Genomic DNA, 20,693 nt, shown 5'->3' on the forward strand with positions numbered 1-20,693 from the left:
CCCGCTGGAGGTTCCCGATGAGCGCCGACGCCACCCCCGCCCGCCCCGCCCCCTTCCCCGAGCGGGGCAGCGGCCCGGCCCCCCTGTGGGCCCAGACCGCCCGGCTGATCCAGGACGAGATCGAGCGGCGCGGGCTTGCCGCCGGCGCCCGGCTGCCGGCCGAGCGCGAGCTGGGCGAGCGGCTCGACATCTCCCGGGTCACCCTGCGCAAGGCCCTCGCCCACCTCGTGGACCAGGGCCTGGTGACGGCCTCGCACGGGCGCGGCTGGTTCGTGGCGGCGCCGGTGGCGCCACGGGAGTGGCCCAACGACCTGGAGTCGTTCACCACGACCGCCCGGCGCAAGCACATGCGCCCCAGCTCCCTCGTGCTGCACCAGGAGATGCGACCCGCCACGCTGGACGACGCCGACCGGCTCGACGTGCCGGCCGGCGCCCCGCTGCTGCGCCTGGAGCGCGTGCGGCTGCTCGACGACGTACGCATCGCGGTCGACCGCACCCTGCTGGTGGCCTCGTTCGCGCCAGGTCTGGCGGAGGTCGACTTCACCGGGGCCTCGCTCTTCGCCGAACTGCACGCCCGGGGCGTCGAGTTGGACCGCTCCGAGACCACCATCGAGGCGCGCGGAGCCGACCGGGAACTGGCCGAGCACCTCGCCATCGAGCCGGGTTCGCCCGTGCTCGCCCTGGACCAGACGATCTACGCGCGGGACCAGCGCCCCGTGCTGCTCTCGACCGTCGAGTACAGCGGGGACCGCTACCGGCTGCGCACCACACTCCAGCCACGCTGACACGCCCGCGCGGCCCGGAGCGCCGCCGTTGGGCGCGAAGCGGAGGGCCCTACGTCCCCTGTGTGCCCGCGCGGGACGTACGGCCCGGACGGAGGACCCGCCCGGGGGTGCCCCGCGACGGCCGGCCGGACGTGATCGGCTCCCGCGTTCACCATTCGTTGACCGGACGTTGATCAGTGCCCGGCAGCGTGAACGCCATGCTGAACGACACCGTGACCACAGGCCAGGAACTCGCTTGGCAGGAGACCGCGTTGTGCGCCCAGGCGGGGCCCGAGTTCTTCTTCCCCGCCCCCGGCAGCTCGACCCGGGAGGCCAAACAGCTCTGCGGCGCCTGCGAACAGCGCAAGGCCTGCCTCGAATACGCCCTGGCCAACGACGAGCGATTCGGGGTGTGGGGCGGCCTCTCCGAGCGGGAGCGGATGACGCTGCAACGCGCCCGGCAGAGCTGAGGATTCGCCCCGGCCGCCCCCGTTCCGCCGCCGCTTGCGAGCCGGAGCGTGCGAGCCGGAGCGCGCGAGGTCCCCTGGCGCCGCGCCGCCCCCGCGGTCCATGCTGGCCCCGCGATCACCCGCCGCGGGGGCCTCGGCCGGCCAGGCCTCCCCGCGGTCATCAACCACGCGGAAATGGGGCCGAGTTGAGCACACGGGAAGTATCGGACGGCGCGCGGTACGACTACATCGTGGTGGGTGCCGGATCGGCGGGGTGCGTCGTCGCGGCGCGCCTCTCGCAGGACCCCACCGTCCGGGTCGCCCTCGTCGAGTCCGGGCCGCGCGACCGCAAGAGCGAGATCCGGGTTCCGGCGGCCTTCCCCAAGCTCTTCAAGACGTCCTACGACTGGCACTTCACCACCGCGCGGCAGAAGGCGCTCGGCGGCCGTGAGCTGTACTGGCCGCGCGGGCACACCCTGGGCGGCTGCTCCTCGATCAACGCCATGATGTGGGTGCGCGGCCACCGGGACGACTACGACACCTGGGGCGCGGCGGCCGGTCCCGAGTGGTCCTACGACCGGCTCGTACGCCACTTCCGGCGCGCCGAACACTGGACGGGACCCACATCCGGCGACGGCACGGTCTACGGCCAGGACGGGCCGCTGTTCGTCTCACCCCAGCGCGATCCCAACCCGACGACCGCCGCGTTCCTGGGCGCCTGCCGCGCGGCGGGCCTGCCCGAACTCCCCGAGCTGAACGCCCCGGACCACTCGGGCTGTGCGAGCACCCCGGTCAACCAGTACCGCGGCCGCCGCTGGAGCGCCGCGGACGGCTATCTCGCGCCCGCCGCCCGTCGGCCCAACCTGGACGTCCTCACCGGAGTCCGGGTGAGCGGGTTGCGGTTCGAGGGCTCCCGGGTCACCGGCGTGACCACCGGGGGAGTGCCGGGAACGCTCACCGCCCGGCGCGAGGTGATCCTCAGCGCGGGCGCCATCGGCTCGCCCCATCTGCTCATGCTGTCCGGTATCGGCGACCCCGAGCGGCTGCGCGCCGCGGGCATCACCGTGCGGGCCGCCTCGCCCGAGGTGGGGCGGCACCTCCAGGACCATCTGTCGTACGGGGTCACCGTGCGCTGCCCCCGCCCCGTCACCCTCACCGGCGCCGACTCGCCCGCCAACCTCGCCCGCTATCTGCTGCGCCGCCGGGGCCCGCTCACCACCAATGTCGGCGAGGCCGTCGCGTTCCTGCGCACCGACCCCCGACTCGCCGCCCCCGACATCGAGTTGGTCTACGCCCCGGGACCCTTCATCAACCACGGCCTGACCCCCGTCAGCGAGCACGGGCTCACCATCGGCGTGGTCCTGCTCCAGCCCGCGAGCGAGGGCCGGGTCGATCTTGCGGGCACCGGGGTGTCGACGCCGCCCCGCATCGACCCCGGGTACCTCACCGCTCCCGAGGACCTGCCGCGTCTGCTGGCCGGGATCCGCAGGGCCGAGGAACTGTTCGCGGGCGCCGCCCTCGCCCCGTACGTCTCGGGGCCGATGGAGCCCTACCCGGGACCGGTCGACGACGAGCGGCTCGCGCGGAGCGTGCGGGAGAGCGTCGAGACGCTCTACCACCCGGTCGGCACCTGCCGCATGGGCGGCGACGAGGGCTCGGTCACCGACCCCCGGCTCCGGGTCAGGGGAGTGGCGGGGCTGCGCGTCGTGGACGCGTCGGTCATGCCGCGCATCACCCGCGGTCACACCCACGCGCCCACCGTGGCGATCGCCGAGCAGGCCGCCGAGATGATCCGCCAGGACGCCCGCTGAACGCGCCCGGGCCGGTACGGGATCTCCCGTACCGGCCCGGTGCCGCCGCCCGCGGGTCAGGCGCGGGCGGCCATCCGCGCCTTGCGCGCGGCGAGCTTCTCGTCGAACTTGGACGCCTCGCTGTCGAGCCCGCCCATGTACAGACCGAGCTCCTCCTGGGCCTTGAGGCCCTCGGGGCCGAGCCCGTCGATCTCCAGGACCTTGAGGTAGCGCAGCACCGGCTGGAGCACGTCGTCGTGGTGGATCCGCATGTTGTAGATCTCGCCGATCGCCATCTGCGCCGCCGCCCGCTCGAAGCCCGGCATGCCATGCCCGGGCATCCGGAAGTTCACCACGACGTCGCGCACCGACTGCATCGTGAGGTCCGGGGCGATCTCGAAGGCCGCGCCCAGCAGGTTGCGGTAGAAGACCATGTGCAGGTTCTCGTCGGTCGCGATCCGCGCCAGCATCCGGTCGCAGACCGGGTCGCCGGACTGGTGGCCGGTGTTGCGGTGCGAGACCCGGGTCGCCAGCTCCTGGAAGGCGACGTAGGCGACCGAGTGCAGCATCGAGTGCCGGTTGTCCGACTCGAAGCCCTCGCTCATGTGGACCATGCGGAACTGCTCCAGCTTGTCCGGGTCCACCGCGCGCGAGGCCAGCAGGTAGTCCCGCATCACGATGCCGTGGCGGCCCTCCTCGGCGGTCCAGCGGTGCACCCAGGTGCCCCAGGCGCCGTCGCGGCCGAACAGCGAGGCGATCTCGTGGTGGTAGCTGGGCAGGTTGTCCTCGGTGAGCAGATTGACCACCAGGGCGATCTTCCCGATGTCGGTGACCTTGGACTGCTGGGGGTCCCAGGCCTCCCCGTCCTCGAAGAGGCCGGGGAAGTTGCGAGCGTCCGACCATGGCACGTAGTCGTGCGGCATCCAGTCCTTGGCGACCTTGAGGTGCCGGTTGAGCTCCTTTTCGACTACCTCTTCCAGCGCGAACAGCAGCCGGGCGTCGGTCCACGCGTCCGAACTGCCGAGGTGGGGAGAAGTGATCGTCACGGGGGTGCTCCAGGGGGACGGAAACAGGGGACGGCAGGCTTACCTACGCATACGTAGGTTACGAAACCGTAGGTTAAGGCGGCCGTAAGCCCCAGCCAAGCCCGCCTTCCCCTTCGTCCGGCTACGTTCCGCTATATCCGCAGGTCGCTGGCGCGGAACGAGAGGCAAGTCACCTCCTGGAGGCGCGAAAAAGACGCGGGGCGGTGACCGGGACCCCGGCCCGGCCACCGCCCCGCGCGCTCCGACTAGCGCCCGCTCGGGCCGCCCCGCACCTCCTCCGCCGAGGTGTCGGTGAGCTCGCCGTCGAGCAGCAGCCAGCGGGTGACGCCGATCGACTCCAGGAACGGCACGTCGTGGCTCGCCACGATCAGCGCGCCCTCGTAGGCGTCGAGCGCGGCCTGGAGAGCGCGCACGCTCGCCATGTCCAGATTGTTCGTGGGCTCGTCCAGCATCAGGAGCTGCGGGGCGGGCTCCGCGAGGAGCAGCGCCGCGAGGGCTGCCCGGAAGCGCTCTCCGCCGGAGAGGGTCCCGGCCGGCTGGGCGGCCCGGGCCCCCTTGAACAGGAAGCGGGCAAGACGCGCCCGGATGGCGTTGTCGGTCGCGCCGGGGGCGTAGCGGGCCACGTTCTCCACCACGCTCAGCCCGTCGTCGAGCACGTCGAGGCGCTGCGGCAGGAACCGCAGCGGCACATGGGCCACCGCCTCGCCCGCCACCGGCTCCAGCTGCCCGGCGAGCGTACGCAGCAGGGTCGTCTTGCCCGCGCCGTTGCGGCCGACCAGCGCGATCCGTTCCGGACCGCGCAGCTCCAGCTCGCCCTCCACCCGCGCACCGTAAGGGAGTTGGAGCTCCCGCAGGGTCAGTACGGAGCGGCCCGGATGAACCTTGGTGTACGGCAGCTCGATGCGGATCTCGTCGTCGTCGCGCACCGCCTCCGCGGCATGGTCGAGCCGCTCGCGCGCCTGGTCGAGCCGTTCGCTCTGCAGGATGCGGTGCTTGCCGGCCGAGACCTGTGCCTCGCGCCTGCGGTTGTTGGCGACGATCCTCGGCACCACCTTGTTGTCGTAGCTCTTCTGCCCGTACCGCTGACGCCTCGCCAACTTGACGTTGGCGTCCGACAGTTCGCGCTTCTGGCGCTGCACATCGGCCTCGGCCACCCGGACCATCCGCTCGGCCGCTTCCTGCTCGGCCCGCAGGGCCTCCTCATAGGCGGTGAAGTTTCCGCCGTACCAGGTGAGTTGACCCTCGCGCAGATCGGCGATGCGGTCCACCCGGTCGAGCAGCTCGCGGTCGTGGCTGACCACCACGAGCACCCCGCCCCACGCGTCGACCGCAGCGTACAGACGCTGACGGGCGGGCAGGTCCAGGTTGTTGGTGGGCTCGTCCAGGAGCAGGACGTCCGGCCGGCGCAGCAGCAGCGCGGCGAGCCGCAGCATGACCGACTCGCCGCCCGAGACCTCGCCGATCGTGCGGTCCAGGCCGATGGAGCCCAGGCCGAGCTGGTCGAGCGTGGCCCGGGCCCGCTCCTCGACGTCCCAGTCGTCGCCCACCGTCTCGAAGTGCCGTTCGTCCACATCGCCGCTCTCGACGGCGTGCAGCGCGGCGCGGACCCCGTCGATGCCCAGGGCCTGATCCACCCGCAGGGTGGTGTCCAGGACCAGGTTCTGCGGCAGGTAGCCGACTTCGCCGGTGGTCCTGATGCTGCCCTCGCTCGGGGTGAGGACGCCGGCGATGAGCTTCAACAGGGTTGACTTTCCGGATCCGTTGAGGCCGACGAGCCCGGTGCGGCCGGGGCCGACGGCGAGCTGGAAGTCAGCGAACACGTCGGTGCCGTCCGGCCACGCGAAGGACAGCGCGGCCGAGCTGATCTGAGGGGGGAAGGATGACATACGGGTCTCCCGGTTGCGGGGAAGGAAAGGGGCAACGGGGGTTCTGAGACACCGCTCAGGGCAGGAAAAAGGCCCTGGTCGTGAAGGGGGACATCGCTCGGAGGCAGAGGTCACACCGGGACGCGCGACACGGAAGGGAGCGCGCGAGACGGTGTCTCAGGGGCCTCAGACGAGCAACGTCCTACTCCGATCGACGACAACAGGGCCAGTCACGAAGCTACGCCGCCGCCGTGCGGTCCCGCAAACCATTTAACGGCGACCGGGAAATGCGGACCCGGTGGTGCGGATCCGGATGTTCACTGGCCGCCCGGGGAACGGCGCGGAACCGGGCGCGCCAGGGGGCGTGACGTGGGGCACCGCCGCGACCGGGCAGGAGCGGAGGCGGTGCGGGAGCGGGCGGCGGAGTCGGTTCTTGCGGAAGGGGCCGACGCCGGGTGATGGGCTGACCGGTTGTGGCTGGTTCAGCAGGCGTCGCGCAGCAGCGCGGCGAGGTCTCCGTCCATGTCGAGGTGCTGGTGTTCGCGGCCGGTGGGGACCAGATGCTGGGCGCGCTTGAGGAAGCGGCGCACTTCGGAGGTGCGTATGTGGACCATGGCGACGCCCTCGCGGGCGTGGAATTCGAGCACCGTGCGGTCGTATCCGTACGGCCGTACCCGGACGTCACCCACCCCGGCGGCCGCCTCGACGCCCACTTCGAGCAGCTCGCGCGCGAACTCCCAGGAGACCTCGGTGCCTTCGAGGGTGGCCGGCGCGGGGAACGCCATGTGCACGGCGAAGGGATCCTCGGGGTCGTAGCGGAGCGTCGCGGGCACGGTTTCCATGCGGGGCGCGGACGCGATGAGGCGCACCTGGACGGGCTGCTCGATGACGGTGGACAAAGCCCAGCTCCCTCAACCTCGGGGGTTCTCTCCTGCCGCCCGGAAAGACGTCGAAATTCAGCGTTCCGTGCACCGGAGGTTCACGTGACCTGTGTCACGGCCCGAGCGGCGGGTTCGGCGCACCATCCGGATTGCTCGTATCAGGTCTCGTTCCCTCTCTCACGGCAGCCACACGACCTCACGGCCGTCTCTTCCGGCTCGATTCTTTCGGTCGCCGGGGGACGGTTCGGCTCGGTCCGGGCTGGTTCGTGGCCTTGGATCCGGTTCGGCCGTAATCGGCGGCGGTGCTGTACGCGACGGCGGATGCGCGGTGCGATCCGCCTACGCCTCGGAGCCGGGCCCGCGGGAACCCGGGGCGTAGGCACCCTGGACGGGTGGGGCGGGCTGGGGCTAGCTTCCGACGCCATGAGGTCCATGGGGAAGACGAGACGCGTGCTGTCGATGGGGCTGGGCGGGTTGGCGCTCGCGGCGGCGATGACTGTGCCGGCCCAGGCGCAAGGGCAAGAGCTGGGGCAGGGGCAGGGGCAGGGGCAGGGGCGTGGCGCGGTGGCGTGGCAGGTGAAGGACACCAGGACCGACGCCCGATTCCGGGGGCTCGCGGCGGTGAGCCGGTCGACCGCCTGGGTGGCCGGAACCAAGGGGACGGTCCTGAAGACCTCCGACGGCGGCCGCACCTGGAAGAACGTGTCGCCGGCCGGCGCGGGGGGCCTGGAGTTCCGGGACGTCGAGGCCTTCGACGGGCGGCGCGCGGTGGTCCTCGCGATCGGTGAGGGCGAGGCGTCCCGGGTCTACCGGACCGAGGACGGCGGAGCTACTTGGAGCGAGTCGTTCCGCAATACCGACCCGAGGGCGTTCTACGACTGTCTGGCCTTCCTCGACCCGCGGCACGGTCTGGCGGTGAGCGACCCCGTCGACGGCAAGTACCGCATCCTGTCCACCGCGGACGGCGGCCGCTCCTGGAAGGTCCTGCCGAACCGGGGGATGCCGGCCGCCCTGCCGGGTGAGGCGGGGTTCGCCGCGAGCGGCCAGTGTCTGGTCGGTTCCGGGCCGCGGGACGTCTGGCTGGCGACCGGCGGCGGCGCGACCGGCCGCGTCCTGCACTCCTCGGACCGGGGGCTCACCTGGACGGCCGCCGAGTCCACCCTTCCCGCCGGTGACCCGGCTCGCGGGGTGTTCGGCCTCGCCTTCCGTGACCGTACGCACGGGCTCGCGGTCGGCGGCGACTACCGGGCGGACCAGCCGTCGCCCCGGGCCGCCGCGGTCTCGGGCGACGGCGGCCGCACCTGGCGCCCGTCGGCCGCCCCCGTCGCCGCCTACCGTTCGGGCGTCGCCTGGCTGCCGCACACGCGCTCGGCCGCGCTCGCCGTCGGGCCGACCGGTACGGACCTGACCCGCGACGGCGGCCGCACCTGGCGGACCGTGGACACCGGTTCCTTCGACACCGTCGACTGCACGGGCGACGGCGCGTGCTGGGCGGCGGGGGAGCGGGGCCGGGTGGCCCGCCTCGGGCCGTCCCACTCGCCGGCTTCTCTGGCTGACTAGCTGGTCAACTGCTGCTGGAACGCGGCGAGTTGGGGCGCCACCTTGGTCGCGCGGAACTCGGTGATCCGGTAGGTGCAGAGCTCGTTGAGGAGGAAGGGGTCGGTCGCGACGAGGCGTCCCATCGCCGCGCGATCGTCCCCGACCGCCAGGATGATCCCGCCGTCGCGGGGCTCCTTGCGGCCGGAGGCGATGAAGGTGCCCGCGTCGTACTGGGCGTCGAGCCAGGCGACGTGGTCGGCGAGGGAGGCGTCGACGCGGTGGAGAGGGGCGGTGTAGGTCAGCTCCAGTACGAACATGATCGCCAGGCTATCCCTCCCCTGCGGGTGGCCCCCTGCGGGGTGCGGGTTGCTGGGCGGGGGTGACCTACGCTGAGGCGTCATGGAGATCATCGCGGGGGTTCCGGACGGGTGGCCCGGCGACGAGGAGGCCGCGCTCGCCGTGCAGGACGAACTGCGCGGCAGGGTCGTGCTCGACGAGCCGGGGCCCGCGCCCGGCACGGGGCTCGTCACCGGTGTGGACGTCGCCTACGACGACGAGCGGGACCTGGTCGTCGCGGCCGCCGTCGTGCTCGACGCGGCGACCCTGGAGGTCGTCGAGGAGGCAACCGCCGTGGGCAGGGTGGCCTTCCCCTATGTGCCGGGGCTGCTCGCGTTCCGCGAGATCCCCACCGTGCTCGCCGCCCTGGAGCGGCTCGACTCCGGTCCCGGAACAGTGGTGTGCGACGGGTACGGGCTCGCCCACCCCCGCCGCTTCGGCCTCGCGAGCCACCTCGGCGTACTCACCGGGCTCCCCGTCATCGGCGTCGCGAAGAACCCGTTCACCTTCACCTACGACCAGCCGGGCCCCCGCCGCGGCGACAGCTCCCCGCTGCTGGCCGACGACGGCACCGAGGTCGGCCGTGCGCTGCGCACCCAGGAAGCGACGAAGCCCGTCTTCGTGTCCGTCGGCCACCGGGTGGGTCTCGAAGGGGCCTGCGCCCATACGCTCAACCTCGCCCGGCGCTACCGCCTCCCCGAGTCCACCCGGCACGCCGATTCGCTGTGCCGCCGGGCACTCAAGGAGGCCCAGGAGGCCGCCGCCTGAGTCCCGTTGGGCCCCGCCCGGGACCGCGGCACGGGGTTCGATCGGGCCCGCGGCGGCACTCAGCGGGCGTCGGCCACCCGGAAACGCATCCCCGCCGCCCGCAGCCGCTCGGTCAGGGCCGGGCCCATCGCGGTCGCGGGCGTCAACTGGCCCGCCAGCGCGGGAAGTTCGTCGAAGGCGAGACTGAGCGCGCCCTCGGCGAGGATCTTGGCCGTCTCGTCGTAGCCGGGGTCGCCGCCCGACACCTCGGTGAAGACCCGGCGGCCACCGCCCTCGCCGACGAAGCGGACGGTGAACCAGCTGCGCCGGCGCCGTGCCTCGTCCGGCCCGTTGCCCGCCTCGTAACGGCCCATCAACCACGCGCGCGCGGGGGGCAGTTGGGTGGCCGCGGCGACGGCGCCCACCGCCGCCACCCCGCCGATCGCCACCGGAAGGTGCTTGACCGCGGCGAAGTGCCGGTAGCGGAAGTCCGGCCCGTAGCGGTCGTCGGCGGTCGCCGACCGGGCGATGATCTGCGGGTCGATCGTGGGCATGGGCAGCGCCCAGGTGCCCGTCTCCTTGCTGAAGTGCGGGGCGCCGAGCGGCGCGCGGGCGCGTCGGCCCACCAGCCGAGGCTCGTGCAGCCGGCGCTCGCGGGCGGCCCGCGCGGTCTGCGAGCCCCGGCCGAGGGCGGTCAGCGCGGAGGCCAACGTGCCGCCGGAGAACATCGCGTTGGTGCGTACGAAGCCGTCGACCCGCAGCGGCACCCCGGCCGGGAGGTGCCCCACGGTGAACTGCACCCCGAGGTCGTGCGGCACCGAGTCGAACCCGCAGGCATGCACCAGACGCGCCCCGCGCTCGCGGGCCCGCGCGTCATGGCGTACGTACATCGTGTCGACGAACTCCGGCTCGCCGGTCAGGTCGAGGTAGTCCGTGCCCGCGTCGGCGCACGCCTCGACCAGGCCCTCGCCGTACCAGACATAGGGGCCGACGGTGGTGGCCACCACGCGCGCCGACCCGGCGAGTGCGCGCAGCGACGCGGGGTCGGCCGAGTCGGCGGTGAGCAGGGACAGCGTGGCGCAGGCCGGGTTGAGTTCCGCGAGGCGCTGGCGCAGCCGCTCCAGCTTGGCGGGGTTGCGGCCCGCGATCGCCCACCGGCAGTTCTCGGGGGCGTGGGTCGCGAGATATTGGGCGGTCAGCGCCCCGACGAAGCCCGTCGCGCCGAACAGCACGATGTCGTAAGTGCGCTTCGAGGGTTCCACCGTATGCCTCCGCGGGTCCGCTGCCGAGTGGTGCCGTCGGCCGATGCCGGGTTGTGAGGCTAGCGTGCGGCCCCCGTCGACGGCACCTGGGCCGTCGACCGTCAGGGGCAAGCCCGGCGTATCGGGGCAACCGGCGGCGCGCTGTCACGCGCACCTGCTGAGCGGTTGCTCATGGGGGCTTGTGCGGAGTGGAACGTGTTCTTAGCATCATTGATGTTACATCAGTTGTGTCACAGTGCTGGGGGCTTGATGACAGCGACAGGAACCGGCCCGCTCGCCGGGGTGCGCGTGGTCGAGCTGGCGGGCATCGGGCCGGGCCCGTTCGCCGCCATGCTCCTCGCCGACCTCGGCGCCGACGTGGTGCGCGTGGACCGCCCTGGCGGTGCCGGCCTCGGCATCGACCCGGCGTACGACCTGACCAACCGCAACAAGCGCTCCGTGATCGTCGACCTGAAGGCGCCCGGGGGGCCCGGCCTCGTCCTCGACCTGGTCGAGCGTGCCGACATCCTCATCGAGGGCTACCGGCCCGGCGTCGCCGAGCGCCTCGGCGTCGGGCCCGAGCCGTGCCTGGGCCGCAACCCCCGGCTCGTCTACGGGCGGATGACCGGCTGGGGCCAGGGCGGCCCGCTGGCGCAGCGGGCCGGGCATGACATCGCGTACATCGCCATCACCGGCACCCTCGGCATGATCGGCGGCGCCGACGGCGGCCCGGTCGTCCCGGCCAACCTCGTCGGCGACTACGCGGGCGGCTCGCTGTACCTCGTCATCGGGGTGCTCGCCGCGCTCCAGCACGCGCGCGGCGGGGGAGCGGGCCAGGTCGTGGACGCGGCGATCGTCGACGGGACCGCCCACCTCGCCACGATGATCCACGGCATGCTGGCGGCCGGCGGCTGGCAGGACCGGCGCGGTGCCAACCTCCTCGACGGCGGCTGCCCCTTCTACGGCACCTACGAGACCTCCGACGGCCAGTACATGGCGGTCGGCTCCCTTGAGCAGCAGTTCTACGACGAGTTCGTCCGCCTGCTCGGCATCGCGGACGTGGCTCCCGCCCGTAAGGACCTGGCCCGCTGGCCGCAGCTGCGCACCGCCATCGCCGAGCGGTTCCGCACCAGGACCCGCGAGGAGTGGACGGCCGTCTTCGAGGACTCGGACGCCTGTGTCGCGCCCGTCCTGTCCCTGAAGGAGGCGCCGCACCACCCGCATCTCGCGGCCCGCGCCACCTTCACCGCGCACGGCGGTATGACCCAGCCCGCGCCGGCGCCCCGCTTCTCCGCCACCCCCGGATCCATCCACCGGTCCCCGGCCCTGCCCGGAGCCGACACGGCGGACGTGGCCCGCGACTGGGACCTGCCGGAGCTCGCCCCGGGCCCGGCGTCAACTCCCGTACAGGAGGCTTGAGTTGAAACGGCAGATCTTCAGCGCCGACCACGAGGCGTTCCGCGAGACCGTCCGTACCTTCCTCGCCAAGGAGGTCCTGCCGCACTACGAGCAGTGGGAGAAGGACGGCATCGTCTCGCGGCAGGCGTGGCTGGCCGCCGGGAAGCAGGGGCTGCTCGGGCTCGCCGTGCCCGAGGAGTACGGGGGCGGCGGCCAGGACGACTTCCGCTACAGCGCCGTGCTCGCCGAGGAGTTCACCCGCGCCGGGGCCGCAGGCCTCGCGCTCGGCCTGCACAACGACATCATCGGGCCCTATCTGACCGGGCTCGGCACCGAGGAGCAGAAGCGGCGCTGGCTGCCCGGCTTCTGCGACGGCTCGCTCATCACCGCCATCGCGATGACCGAACCGGGCGCCGGATCCGACCTCCAGGGCATCCGCACCACGGCCGAGGACAAGGGCGACCACTGGCTCCTGAACGGCTCCAAGACGTTCATCTCCAACGGCATCCTCGCCGACCTGGTCGTCGTGGTGGCCAAGACCACCCCCGAGGGGGGCGCCAAGGGGCTGTCGCTCATCGTCGTGGAGCGTGGCGCCGAGGGCTTCGAGCGCGGCCGCAACCTCGACAAGATCGGGCAGAAGTCGCAGGACACGGCCGAGCTGTTCTTCCACGACGTGCGCGTTCCGAAGGACAATCTCCTCGGCGAGCTCAACGGCGCCTTCATCCATCTGATGACCAATCTCGCACAGGAGCGGATGGGCATCGCGGTCGCCGGGATCGCCGCCGCCGAACACCTCCTGGAGATCACCACGAGTTACGTCAAGGAGCGCGAGGCCTTCGGCCGGCCGCTGTCCAAGCTCCAGCACATCCGGTTCGAAATCGCCGAGATGGCCACCGAGTGCGCCGTCACGCGCACCTTCCTCGACCGCTGCATCGTCGATCACGCGGCCGGGGAACTGGACGCCGTGCACGCCTCGATGGCCAAGTGGTGGGCCACCGAACTGCAAAAGCGCGTCGCCGACCGCTGCCTCCAACTCCACGGCGGCTACGGCTACATGACCGAGTACCGGGTCGCCAAGGCCTTCACGGACGGCCGCATCCAGACGATCTACGGCGGCACCACCGAGATCATGAAGGAGATCATCGGCCGTTCCCTGCTCGGCTGATCCCGGCCGTCCCGCCAGGCCGACCCGGCCGTTCCCGCTCGGCCGACTCCACGCGGCCCTCACCCGGCCCGCCTCCGTTCCCCGGAACCACCCTCATCCGAAAGGCCCCGACGTTGAGCACCGAAGCGTATGTGTACGACGCGATCCGCACCCCGCGCGGACGCGGCAAGGCCAATGGCGCCCTGCACGGAACCAAGCCGATCGACCTCGTCGTCGGCCTGATCCACGAGATCCAGGCGCGTTTCCCGGGCCTGGACCCGGCCGCCATCGACGACATCGTGCTCGGCGTCGTCGGCCCGGTCGGCGACCAGGGCTCCGACATCGCCCGCATCGCGGCGATCGCCGCCGGACTGCCCGACACGGTCGCCGGCGTCCAGGAGAACCGCTTCTGTGCCTCGGGCCTGGAAGCGGTCAACATGGCGGCCATGAAGGTCCGTTCGGGCTGGGAGGACCTCGTCCTCGCCGGCGGCGTCGAGTCCATGTCGCGCGTTCCGATGGCCTCCGACGGCGGCGCCTGGTTCGCCGACCCGATGACCAACTTCGACACCAACTTCGCCCCGCAGGGCATCGGCGCCGACCTCATCGCCACCGTGGAGGGCTACTCGCGCCGCGACGTCGACGAGTACGCGGAGCTGTCCCAGGAGCGGGCCGCCGAGGCGTGGAAGGACGGCCGGTTCGCGCGGTCCGTCGTGCCCGTCAAGGACCGCAACGGGCTCGTCGTCCTCGACCACGACGAGCACATGCGCCCGGGCACCACCGCGGACTCCCTCGCCGGCCTCAAGCCGTCGTTCGCCGGCATCGGCGAGATGGGCGGCTTCGACGCCGTCGCGCTCCAGAAGTACCACTGGGTCGAGGAGATCGACCACGTCCACCACGCGGGCAACTCCTCGGGCATCGTGGACGGTTCGGCGCTCGTCGCCATCGGCTCCCGGGCCGTCGGCGAGCGGTACGGGATGACCCCGCGGGCCCGCATCGTCTCCGCGGCCGTCTCCGGCTCCGAGCCCACCATCATGCTGACCGGCCCCGCGCCCGCCACCCGCAAGGCGCTCGCCAAGGCCGGTCTGACCATCGACGACATCGACCTCGTCGAGATCAACGAGGCCTTCGCCGCGGTCGTGCTGCGCTTCGTCAAGGACATGGGCCTCAGCCTCGACAAGGTCAACGTCAACGGCGGCGCCATCGCCATGGGCCACCCGCTCGGCGCGACCGGCGCGATGATCCTGGGCACCCTCGTGGACGAGCTGGAGCGCCGCGACCTGCGCTACGGCCTCGCCACGCTGTGCGTCGGCGGCGGCATGGGCATCGCCACCGTCGTCGAGCGTCTCTGACCGTCCTGTTCCGGCATCCCCTCATACGGACCCACACGGACCCACACGGAGAATTCAGCAATGACGAAGAGCACGACCATCCGCTGGGAACAGGACGAGACCGGCGTCGTCACCCTCGTACTCGACGACCCCAACCAGTCCGCGAACACCATGAACCAGGCGTTCAAGGACTCCATCGCGGCCGTCGCGGAGCGCGCGGAGGCCGAGAAGGATTCCATCCGGGGCATCATCTACACCTCCGCCAAGAAGACCTTCTTCGCGGGCGGCGACCTCAAGGACATGATCCGGGTCGGCCCCGAGCTCGCCCAGCAGGCCTTCGACACCGGCACCGCCATCAAGGCCTCGCTGCGCCGCATCGAGACGCTGGGCAAGCCGGTCGTCGCGGCCATCAACGGCGCTGCCCTCGGCGGCGGTTACGAGATCGCTCTCGCCTCCCACCACCGCGTCGCCCTGGACGCGCCCGGCTCCAAGATCGGCCTGCCCGAGGTCACGCTCGGCCTGCTCCCGGCGGGCGGCGGCGTGACCCGCACCGTACGGCTCATGGGCATCACCGACGCGCTGCTCAAGGTGCTGCTCCAGGGCACCCAGTACTCTCCGCGGCGGGCCCTCGAAAACGGTCTCGTCCACGAAGTGGCCGCCAGCCCCGAGGAGATGCTCGCCAAGGCGCGCGCGTTCATCGACGCCCACCCCGAGTCCCAGCAGCCCTGGGACGTCAAGGGCTACAAGATCCCCGGCGGCACCCCGTCCAACCCGCGCTTCGCCGCCAACCTGCCCGCCTTCCCGGCCAACTTGAAGAAGCAGCTCCAGGGCGCGCCCTATCCGGCGCCGCGCAACATCCTGGCGGCCGCCGTCGAGGGCTCCCAGGTCGATTTCGAGACCGCTCTCACCATCGAGGCCCGGTACTTCACCGAGCTGGTCACCGGGCAGACCTCGAAGAACATGATCCAGGCGTTCTTCTTCGACCTCCAGGCCGTCAACTCCGGGGTCAGCCGCCCCCAGGGCATCGAGCCGCGACCTGTGCGCAAGGTCGCCGTCCTCGGCGCCGGAATGATGGGCGCGGGCATCGCGTACTCGTGTGCGCGGGCCGGCATCGAGGTCGTCCTCAAGGACGTGTCGATCGAGGCCGCCCGGAAGGGCAAGGCGTACTCCGAGAAGCTCCTCGCGAAAGCGCTCTCACGCGGGCGCACCACTGAGGCCAAGCGGGACGAACTGCTCGCCCTGATCACGCCGACCGCCGACCCGGGGGCGCTCGCGGGCTGCGACGCCGTCATCGAGGCGGTCTTCGAGGACACCGCTCTCAAGCACAAGGTGTTCCAGGAGATCCAGGACGTCGTCGCCCCCGACGCGCTGCTCTGCTCCAACACCTCGACGCTGCCCATCACGGGCCTCGCCGAAGGGGTCTCGCGCCAGGCCGACTTCATCGGCCTGCACTTCTTCTCGCCCGTCGACAAGATGCCGCTCGTCGAGATCATCAAGGGCGAGCGCACCGGCGACGAGGCCCTGGCCCGCGCCTTCGACCTCGTACGCCAGATCAAGAAGACGCCGATCGTCGTGAACGACTCGCGCGGCTTCTTCACCTCCCGCGTGATCGGGCACTTCATCAACGAGGGCGTCGCGATGGTCGGCGAGGGCATCGAGCCGGCCTCCATCGAGCAGGCGGCGGGCCAGGCCGGCTACCCGGCGAAGGTGCTCTCGCTGATGGACGAGCTGACCCTGACCCTGCCGCGCAAGATCCGCAACGAGACGAAGCGGGCCGTCGAGGAGGCCGGTGGCGTCTGGCCCGGCCACCCCTCGGACGCGGTCATCGACCGCATGGTCGACGAGTTCGGCCGCCCGGGGCGCAGCGGGGGCGCCGGGTTCTACGAGTACGGCGAGGACGGCAAGCGGGGCAAGCTGTGGCCGGGCCTGCGTGAGCACTTCGCCAAGCCCGGCCACGAGATCCCGTTCGAGGACATGAAGGAGCGAATGCTCTTCTCGGAGTCCCTGGACACCGTCCGCCTCTTCGAGGAGGGCGTCCTCACCTCGGTCGCCGACGCCAACATCGGTTCCATCATGGGCATCGGCTTCCCGGCCTGGACCGGCGGCGTCATCCAGTACATCAACGGGTACGAGGGCGGCCTGCCCGGCTTCGTGGCCCGCGCCCGTGAACTCGCCGAGCGCTACGGAGAGCGCTTCCAGCCGCCGGCGCTGCTCGTAGAGAAGGCGGAGAAGGGCGAGACGTTCAAGGACGCGTAGGCGCTCCGCCGGGTTCGGGGGCGTGGGTCCGGGGGCGCGGCGAGCTGGGCCGCGCGCCCGGTTCCCCGCGCCCCTAGCGGGGCGGCGCTTCGGCGTCTGGGCTGGTGCGGGGTGTTTCGGCGGGGGCTGCGTCCGGTGCGCGGGGCGGTGGGGGCTGGTCGCGCGGTTCCCCACGCCCCTGGGGGGATCCAGGGTCCGGCGTGCCGAAGGCGGCCCGCAGCTCCTCCTTGAGGGAGCGCTGGAAGGCGGTGACGAGCGCCTGGAGCACCATCGGCTGCATGTAAGCGGAGAGCGATTTCATCGCCTCGACGTGATCGGGGTCCGACTCCCGTTCCCGGTACGGGTTCCAGACCTCGTCGCGGAACAGCCGGGTCAGCTCGTGGGCGGCCGAGCGGGTGTGCTCCATGAGCACCGTGCGGGCCGCCAGGATCGTCTCGTGTGCGATGGGCACGTCCAGGAGCTGCACCCCCAGCGCGAGCAGACCGGGATCGACCCGGAAGGTGTCGGGCGAACCAGCGATCCGTTCCAGGACGTTCATCGCGGCCAGCCGGTCGATGTCGGTCGCGGACAGCGCGCGTCCGGCCCGCCGCTCCAGCTCGGCGCGGCTCGCGTCGTCCGCCGAGTCCGGCGCCCAGGAGGCCACCACGGCCCGGTGGATGGCCAGGTCGTGCGCGCTGAGATCGGCGGGCAGCTGCTGGAGGTAGCGCTCGATCGCGGCCAGCGTCATCCCGTGGTGCTGCAACTCCTCGATCAGCGCGAGCCGGGACAGATGGGCGGGCCCGTAGTGGCCCACCCGGCGGGGCCCGATCACCGGCGGCGGCAGCAGGCCCCGGGTGCTGTAGAAGCGGATGGTGCGCACGGTGACGCCGGCCCGCGCGGCCAGTTCGTCAACCGTGAGTGTCGGCTCCTCGGTCTCCGTCGCCATGGCAGTCCCTCGCCTCCCCGGTGGTTCCCGGCCGCCCGCGTGCGCGGCCGATCCGGTGCAACAGTATTGCTGTCTCACCAGGACTGCTCAATACGCCCGGGATCCTGAAGACCGGCACGGCCGTGCCGCACGGCACGGGAAGGCCCCGGCCGGCCGGTGGGTACGGGCCGGCCGGGGCCGGGGTGCCGCCGGCGCGGGGCCGGCTGCCGAGGTGGGGGCCGGGCCGGTTACTCGGTCCTTCCGGCCTGGAGCGGGTAGTGGTCGCTGAGGTCGGTGTAGGTGTAGTCGGTGCCCCAACTGCTCACCGTCCAGGGCGCGGTGGGCTCCTGCACCACCTTGTTGTTCCAGCCCGAGGGACGGGCGTGACCCGCGAGGTGCAGGACGTAGTCGATGTCCTCGCTCGGGTCGGTGGGGTAGCGGTAGCGGGCGATGGAGTTCTCCGAGGTGTCGAAGGAGTACGCGTGGCCGGTGCGTGAATCGGCGCCCACCAGACCGCTGTTGGCGAGCATCGAGGCGTACTCGGGACCGTGCGAGTCCACGTTGAAGTCGCCCGCGACCATGACCTCCTCGCTCGCCGGGATGTTCTTCGCGTCCAGGAAGGACTTGATCGCCTTGAACTGCGCGGCCCGGTCCTTGACCGCCTCGCCCGCGCCGCACCCGGAGTCCGTCGACTGGGTGTGGGTCCCGACGACGTGCACCCTGGTGCCGTTGACGTTCAACACGGCATAGAGGAAGCCCTTGTTGGACCACCAGTCGGAGCCGCACGCGTCCTTGTAGACGTACTGCTCCTTGTGCAGGATCGGCCACTTGCTGAGCAGCGTGACGCCCCCGTCCTCGGGCGTGGTCGAGGAGTACGCGCCGCCGGTGGCGTCCCAGCCGTCCTTGCTCCGGCCCACGACGGGCGTCTGGTAGGGGTACTGGGCGGAGGCGTTCCGCTTCAGCGCGTCCGAGGCGGAGTTGTCGAACGCCTCCTGGAGCACGACGACGTCGTTGCCCTGGAAGAAGGGTGCGGCGGGGATCGCCTGCGCCCGGTGGTCCTGCCCCCAGTTCGGGTACAGGCTCTGGCTCATCAGGAACGTGTTGTACGTCAGCACCTTCAGCCGGGGCGGCTCGGCGGCGGCCTGGGCGGGGGCGGCTGCCGTCAGGGCGGCGGCCGCGAGCGAGGCGGCGAGGACCGCCCCGTGGACCCGGCGGAGCGAGGAGTGCGGCACGTGAACTCCTGTGTCTGGAGTGGGGATTTGGACCGGCGCGCACATCAAAGCAGCTGCGGTTACCTAGAGGTAACCGCCGTGCGCCCACTGCCTTACCCCTGTCGTACGATCACGAGTACGAATGCGCGGGCGACATTCGGTCACGAGCGCGTACGAGAGAGAAGGTGCCGGGCGTGAAGCTTCTCCCGATGGATGTGGGCCCCCTCAACCCCACGGTGCCCGACCTCTTGATCGGCCTGGTGCTGTTCCTGCTCTGCTTCGGCATCCTGGCGGGCGTGCTGCTGCCCCGCGTCAAGCGGATGCTGGAGGAGCGCGAGGCGCTGACGACGGGGCGCACGCACGAGGCCGAAGCCATCCTCGCCGAGGCGGCAGAGGTGCGTTCCCGGTACGAGGCCGAGCTGGCCGACGCCCGCCACGAAGCGGCCCGCATCCGTCAGCAGGCCAAGGAGGAGGGTGTCGCGGCGATGGCCGCGGCCCGCGCGGACGGCACCCGCGAGCGGGACGCGCTGCTCGCCGCCGGCGCCGAGCGGATCGCTTCGGCCCGTGCGGCGGCCGAGTCCGAGCTGCGCCCGTACGTCGACGTCCTGGCCGCCGACCTCGCCGGCCGCATCCTCGGTGAGCCACTGACCGCCCCGGCCGAGCGCTGATCCGATCCTCCTGCGCCCCGGCGGCCCGAGCGCTCCCGCTGCCGGGGGTTCGCCAGGGGTGGCCGAGGGCTGCGTCCTGCCGTGCGGGGCCTTGCGCGCGCGGGCCCAGGTGCGGCTGTGACCTGCGGGAATGCATACTGGAATCCCTCAAGTCACAGGAGCACCATCAGCCCCGCCAGTCCCAGGGAGCCCGTCATGAGCCGCCGCGACGTCCCGCCCGCGCCACCGCCGCCCGGCGGCGTGCTGTGGAGCCTGGCCGGAGACGCCCGGATGCTCCTCGCCCTGCCCGCCGCCCTCACCATGCAGGTCGCGCACCCCGCCGTCGGGGCAGGGGTGGACGAGCACTCGGTGTTCCGCACCGACCCGTGGGGGCGCGGGGAGCGCTCTCTGCGCTCGCTCCAGCTCTGGGTGTACGGGGGCGAGCGGGCGGCGCAGGAGGGGCGCCGGCTCCGGGAACTCCACAAGACCATCCAGGGCACCGACGCCACCGGCCGCCGCTACCACGCGCTCGACCCCGCCTACTACGCGTGGGTGCACGCCACCGGATACCCCGTCTACGCCCACGCACAGCAGTACCTCGGCCGCCCCTTCACCGACGCCCAGCACCGTGCGCTGTACGCGGAGTGGCTCCAGGTCGGCCGGATCCTCGGGATCAACGACCGGGACATGCCCGGGACCATCGAGGAGTTCTGGCCCTACTACCGCAAGATCCTCGCCGACGAGATCGGCACCAACGCGGTCGTCGAGGAACTCGTCGCCACCGACCGGCCCGTCCCGGCACCCGACCGGGGTCCGCTGCCGCTGAGGCTGCTCCTGAGAGCGCTCTGGCCGGTGCTCCTGCCGCCGCTCGCCCGCTTCCGCCGCTTCGTGACCATCGGGTTCATGCCGCCGGAGGCGCGCGAGGCGATCGGCCTCGACTGGAGCGACGAGCAGGAACGCACCCTGCGCCGCTTGGGACGGGCGGTGCGCGTGGTCACGCCGCTGCTTCCCGAGCGGGTGCGCTATCTGCCGCTCGCGCGCCGGGCCCGGGCGGAGTACCGCCGCTCGGCGCGACGGAGCCCGGCCCCGCGCTGACCGGTCGGTCCGGCGAGCGGTCAGCGCACCGGCCGATCGCGGGTCACCGCCC

General features: G+C 72.2%; 18 protein-coding genes. 11 read left to right on the forward strand and 7 right to left on the reverse strand.

What is annotated here, in order from left to right; translation table 11 throughout:
* Positions 1-17 precede the first annotated feature (17 nt).
* The 3 genes from ACFYNP_RS06040 (at position 18) to ACFYNP_RS06050 (ending at position 3,024) form a co-directional block, all read left to right on the forward strand.
* A complete protein-coding gene (locus tag ACFYNP_RS06040; protein WP_388404405.1) occupies positions 18-785 on the forward strand; it encodes a GntR family transcriptional regulator in 768 nt (255 codons plus the stop codon).
* A 197-nt stretch (positions 786-982) separates the two neighbouring features.
* On the forward strand, positions 983-1,234 hold the full coding sequence (locus tag ACFYNP_RS06045; protein ID WP_388783036.1) for a WhiB family transcriptional regulator: 252 nt from the start codon (positions 983-985) through the stop codon (positions 1,232-1,234).
* Between the two features lie 185 nt (positions 1,235-1,419).
* A complete protein-coding gene (locus ACFYNP_RS06050) occupies positions 1,420-3,024 on the forward strand; it encodes a GMC family oxidoreductase (RefSeq protein WP_388783039.1) in 1,605 nt (534 codons plus the stop codon).
* A gap of 56 nt (positions 3,025-3,080) precedes the next feature.
* On the opposite strand, the gene ACFYNP_RS06055 is transcribed toward ACFYNP_RS06050, so the two are convergent.
* From ACFYNP_RS06055 to ACFYNP_RS06065, 3 genes are all read right to left on the reverse strand, one after another.
* A complete protein-coding gene (locus tag ACFYNP_RS06055) occupies positions 3,081-4,049 on the reverse strand; it encodes an acyl-ACP desaturase (RefSeq protein ID WP_388404413.1) in 969 nt (322 codons plus the stop codon).
* 245 nt (positions 4,050-4,294) lie between these two features.
* Entirely contained in the window at positions 4,295-5,935 is a 1,641-nt protein-coding gene (locus tag ACFYNP_RS06060) for an ABC-F family ATP-binding cassette domain-containing protein (RefSeq protein ID WP_388783042.1), read from the reverse strand.
* A gap of 461 nt (positions 5,936-6,396) precedes the next feature.
* A complete protein-coding gene (locus tag ACFYNP_RS06065) occupies positions 6,397-6,813 on the reverse strand; it encodes an SsgA family sporulation/cell division regulator (protein WP_388404419.1) in 417 nt (138 codons plus the stop codon).
* Between the two features lie 405 nt (positions 6,814-7,218).
* Here ACFYNP_RS06065 and ACFYNP_RS06070 point away from each other — a divergent pair, with 405 nt between their 5' ends.
* The gene (locus tag ACFYNP_RS06070; RefSeq protein WP_388783045.1) at positions 7,219-8,355 is read left to right on the forward strand and encodes a WD40/YVTN/BNR-like repeat-containing protein; all 1,137 of its coding nucleotides are present in this window, start codon (positions 7,219-7,221) and stop codon (positions 8,353-8,355) included.
* On the opposite strand, the gene ACFYNP_RS06075 is transcribed toward ACFYNP_RS06070, so the two are convergent.
* Positions 8,352-8,651, reverse strand: coding sequence for a YciI family protein (locus ACFYNP_RS06075; RefSeq protein ID WP_388783047.1), 300 nt, complete (start codon positions 8,649-8,651; stop codon positions 8,352-8,354). The genes ACFYNP_RS06070 and ACFYNP_RS06075 overlap by 4 nt on opposite strands.
* 82 nt (positions 8,652-8,733) lie before the next feature.
* Here ACFYNP_RS06075 and ACFYNP_RS06080 point away from each other — a divergent pair, with 82 nt between their 5' ends.
* On the forward strand, positions 8,734-9,438 hold the full coding sequence (locus ACFYNP_RS06080) for an endonuclease V (protein ID WP_388783050.1): 705 nt from the start codon (positions 8,734-8,736) through the stop codon (positions 9,436-9,438).
* A gap of 59 nt (positions 9,439-9,497) precedes the next feature.
* On the opposite strand, the gene ACFYNP_RS06085 is transcribed toward ACFYNP_RS06080, so the two are convergent.
* Entirely contained in the window at positions 9,498-10,679 is a 1,182-nt protein-coding gene (locus ACFYNP_RS06085) for a saccharopine dehydrogenase family protein (RefSeq protein ID WP_388783053.1), read from the reverse strand.
* A gap of 213 nt (positions 10,680-10,892) precedes the next feature.
* Here ACFYNP_RS06085 and ACFYNP_RS06090 point away from each other — a divergent pair, with 213 nt between their 5' ends.
* The 4 genes from ACFYNP_RS06090 (at position 10,893) to ACFYNP_RS06105 (ending at position 16,784) form a co-directional block, all read left to right on the forward strand.
* Positions 10,893-12,077 (forward strand): CaiB/BaiF CoA transferase family protein, encoded by a 1,185-nt coding sequence (locus ACFYNP_RS06090; RefSeq protein ID WP_388783054.1) that lies wholly within the window; start codon positions 10,893-10,895, stop codon positions 12,075-12,077.
* 1 nt (position 12,078) lies between these two features.
* The gene (locus ACFYNP_RS06095; RefSeq protein WP_388404436.1) at positions 12,079-13,221 is read left to right on the forward strand and encodes an acyl-CoA dehydrogenase family protein; all 1,143 of its coding nucleotides are present in this window, start codon (positions 12,079-12,081) and stop codon (positions 13,219-13,221) included.
* Between the two features lie 113 nt (positions 13,222-13,334).
* Entirely contained in the window at positions 13,335-14,549 is a 1,215-nt protein-coding gene (locus tag ACFYNP_RS06100) for an acetyl-CoA C-acetyltransferase (protein WP_388404438.1), read from the forward strand.
* A 60-nt stretch (positions 14,550-14,609) separates the two neighbouring features.
* Complete coding sequence (locus ACFYNP_RS06105) at positions 14,610-16,784, forward strand: 3-hydroxyacyl-CoA dehydrogenase NAD-binding domain-containing protein (RefSeq protein ID WP_388783057.1); 2,175 nt, start codon at positions 14,610-14,612, stop codon at positions 16,782-16,784.
* Between the two features lie 73 nt (positions 16,785-16,857).
* On the opposite strand, the gene ACFYNP_RS06110 is transcribed toward ACFYNP_RS06105, so the two are convergent.
* A complete protein-coding gene (locus tag ACFYNP_RS06110) occupies positions 16,858-17,709 on the reverse strand; it encodes a MerR family transcriptional regulator (RefSeq protein ID WP_388783059.1) in 852 nt (283 codons plus the stop codon).
* Between the two features lie 227 nt (positions 17,710-17,936).
* Complete coding sequence (gene sph / locus ACFYNP_RS06115; RefSeq protein ID WP_388783062.1) at positions 17,937-18,920, reverse strand: sphingomyelin phosphodiesterase; 984 nt, start codon at positions 18,918-18,920, stop codon at positions 17,937-17,939.
* 173 nt (positions 18,921-19,093) lie between these two features.
* On the opposite strand from sph, the gene ACFYNP_RS06120 reads away from it, so the two are divergent.
* On the forward strand, positions 19,094-19,567 hold the full coding sequence (locus ACFYNP_RS06120; RefSeq protein WP_388783065.1) for a hypothetical protein: 474 nt from the start codon (positions 19,094-19,096) through the stop codon (positions 19,565-19,567).
* 195 nt (positions 19,568-19,762) lie between these two features.
* The gene (locus tag ACFYNP_RS06125) at positions 19,763-20,641 is read left to right on the forward strand and encodes an oxygenase MpaB family protein (RefSeq protein WP_388783067.1); all 879 of its coding nucleotides are present in this window, start codon (positions 19,763-19,765) and stop codon (positions 20,639-20,641) included.
* The last annotated feature ends 52 nt before the right edge of the window (positions 20,642-20,693 follow it).

This window comes from Streptomyces sp. NPDC006691, assembly GCF_042869955.1.
Lineage (GTDB): Bacteria > Actinomycetota > Actinomycetes > Streptomycetales > Streptomycetaceae > Streptomyces.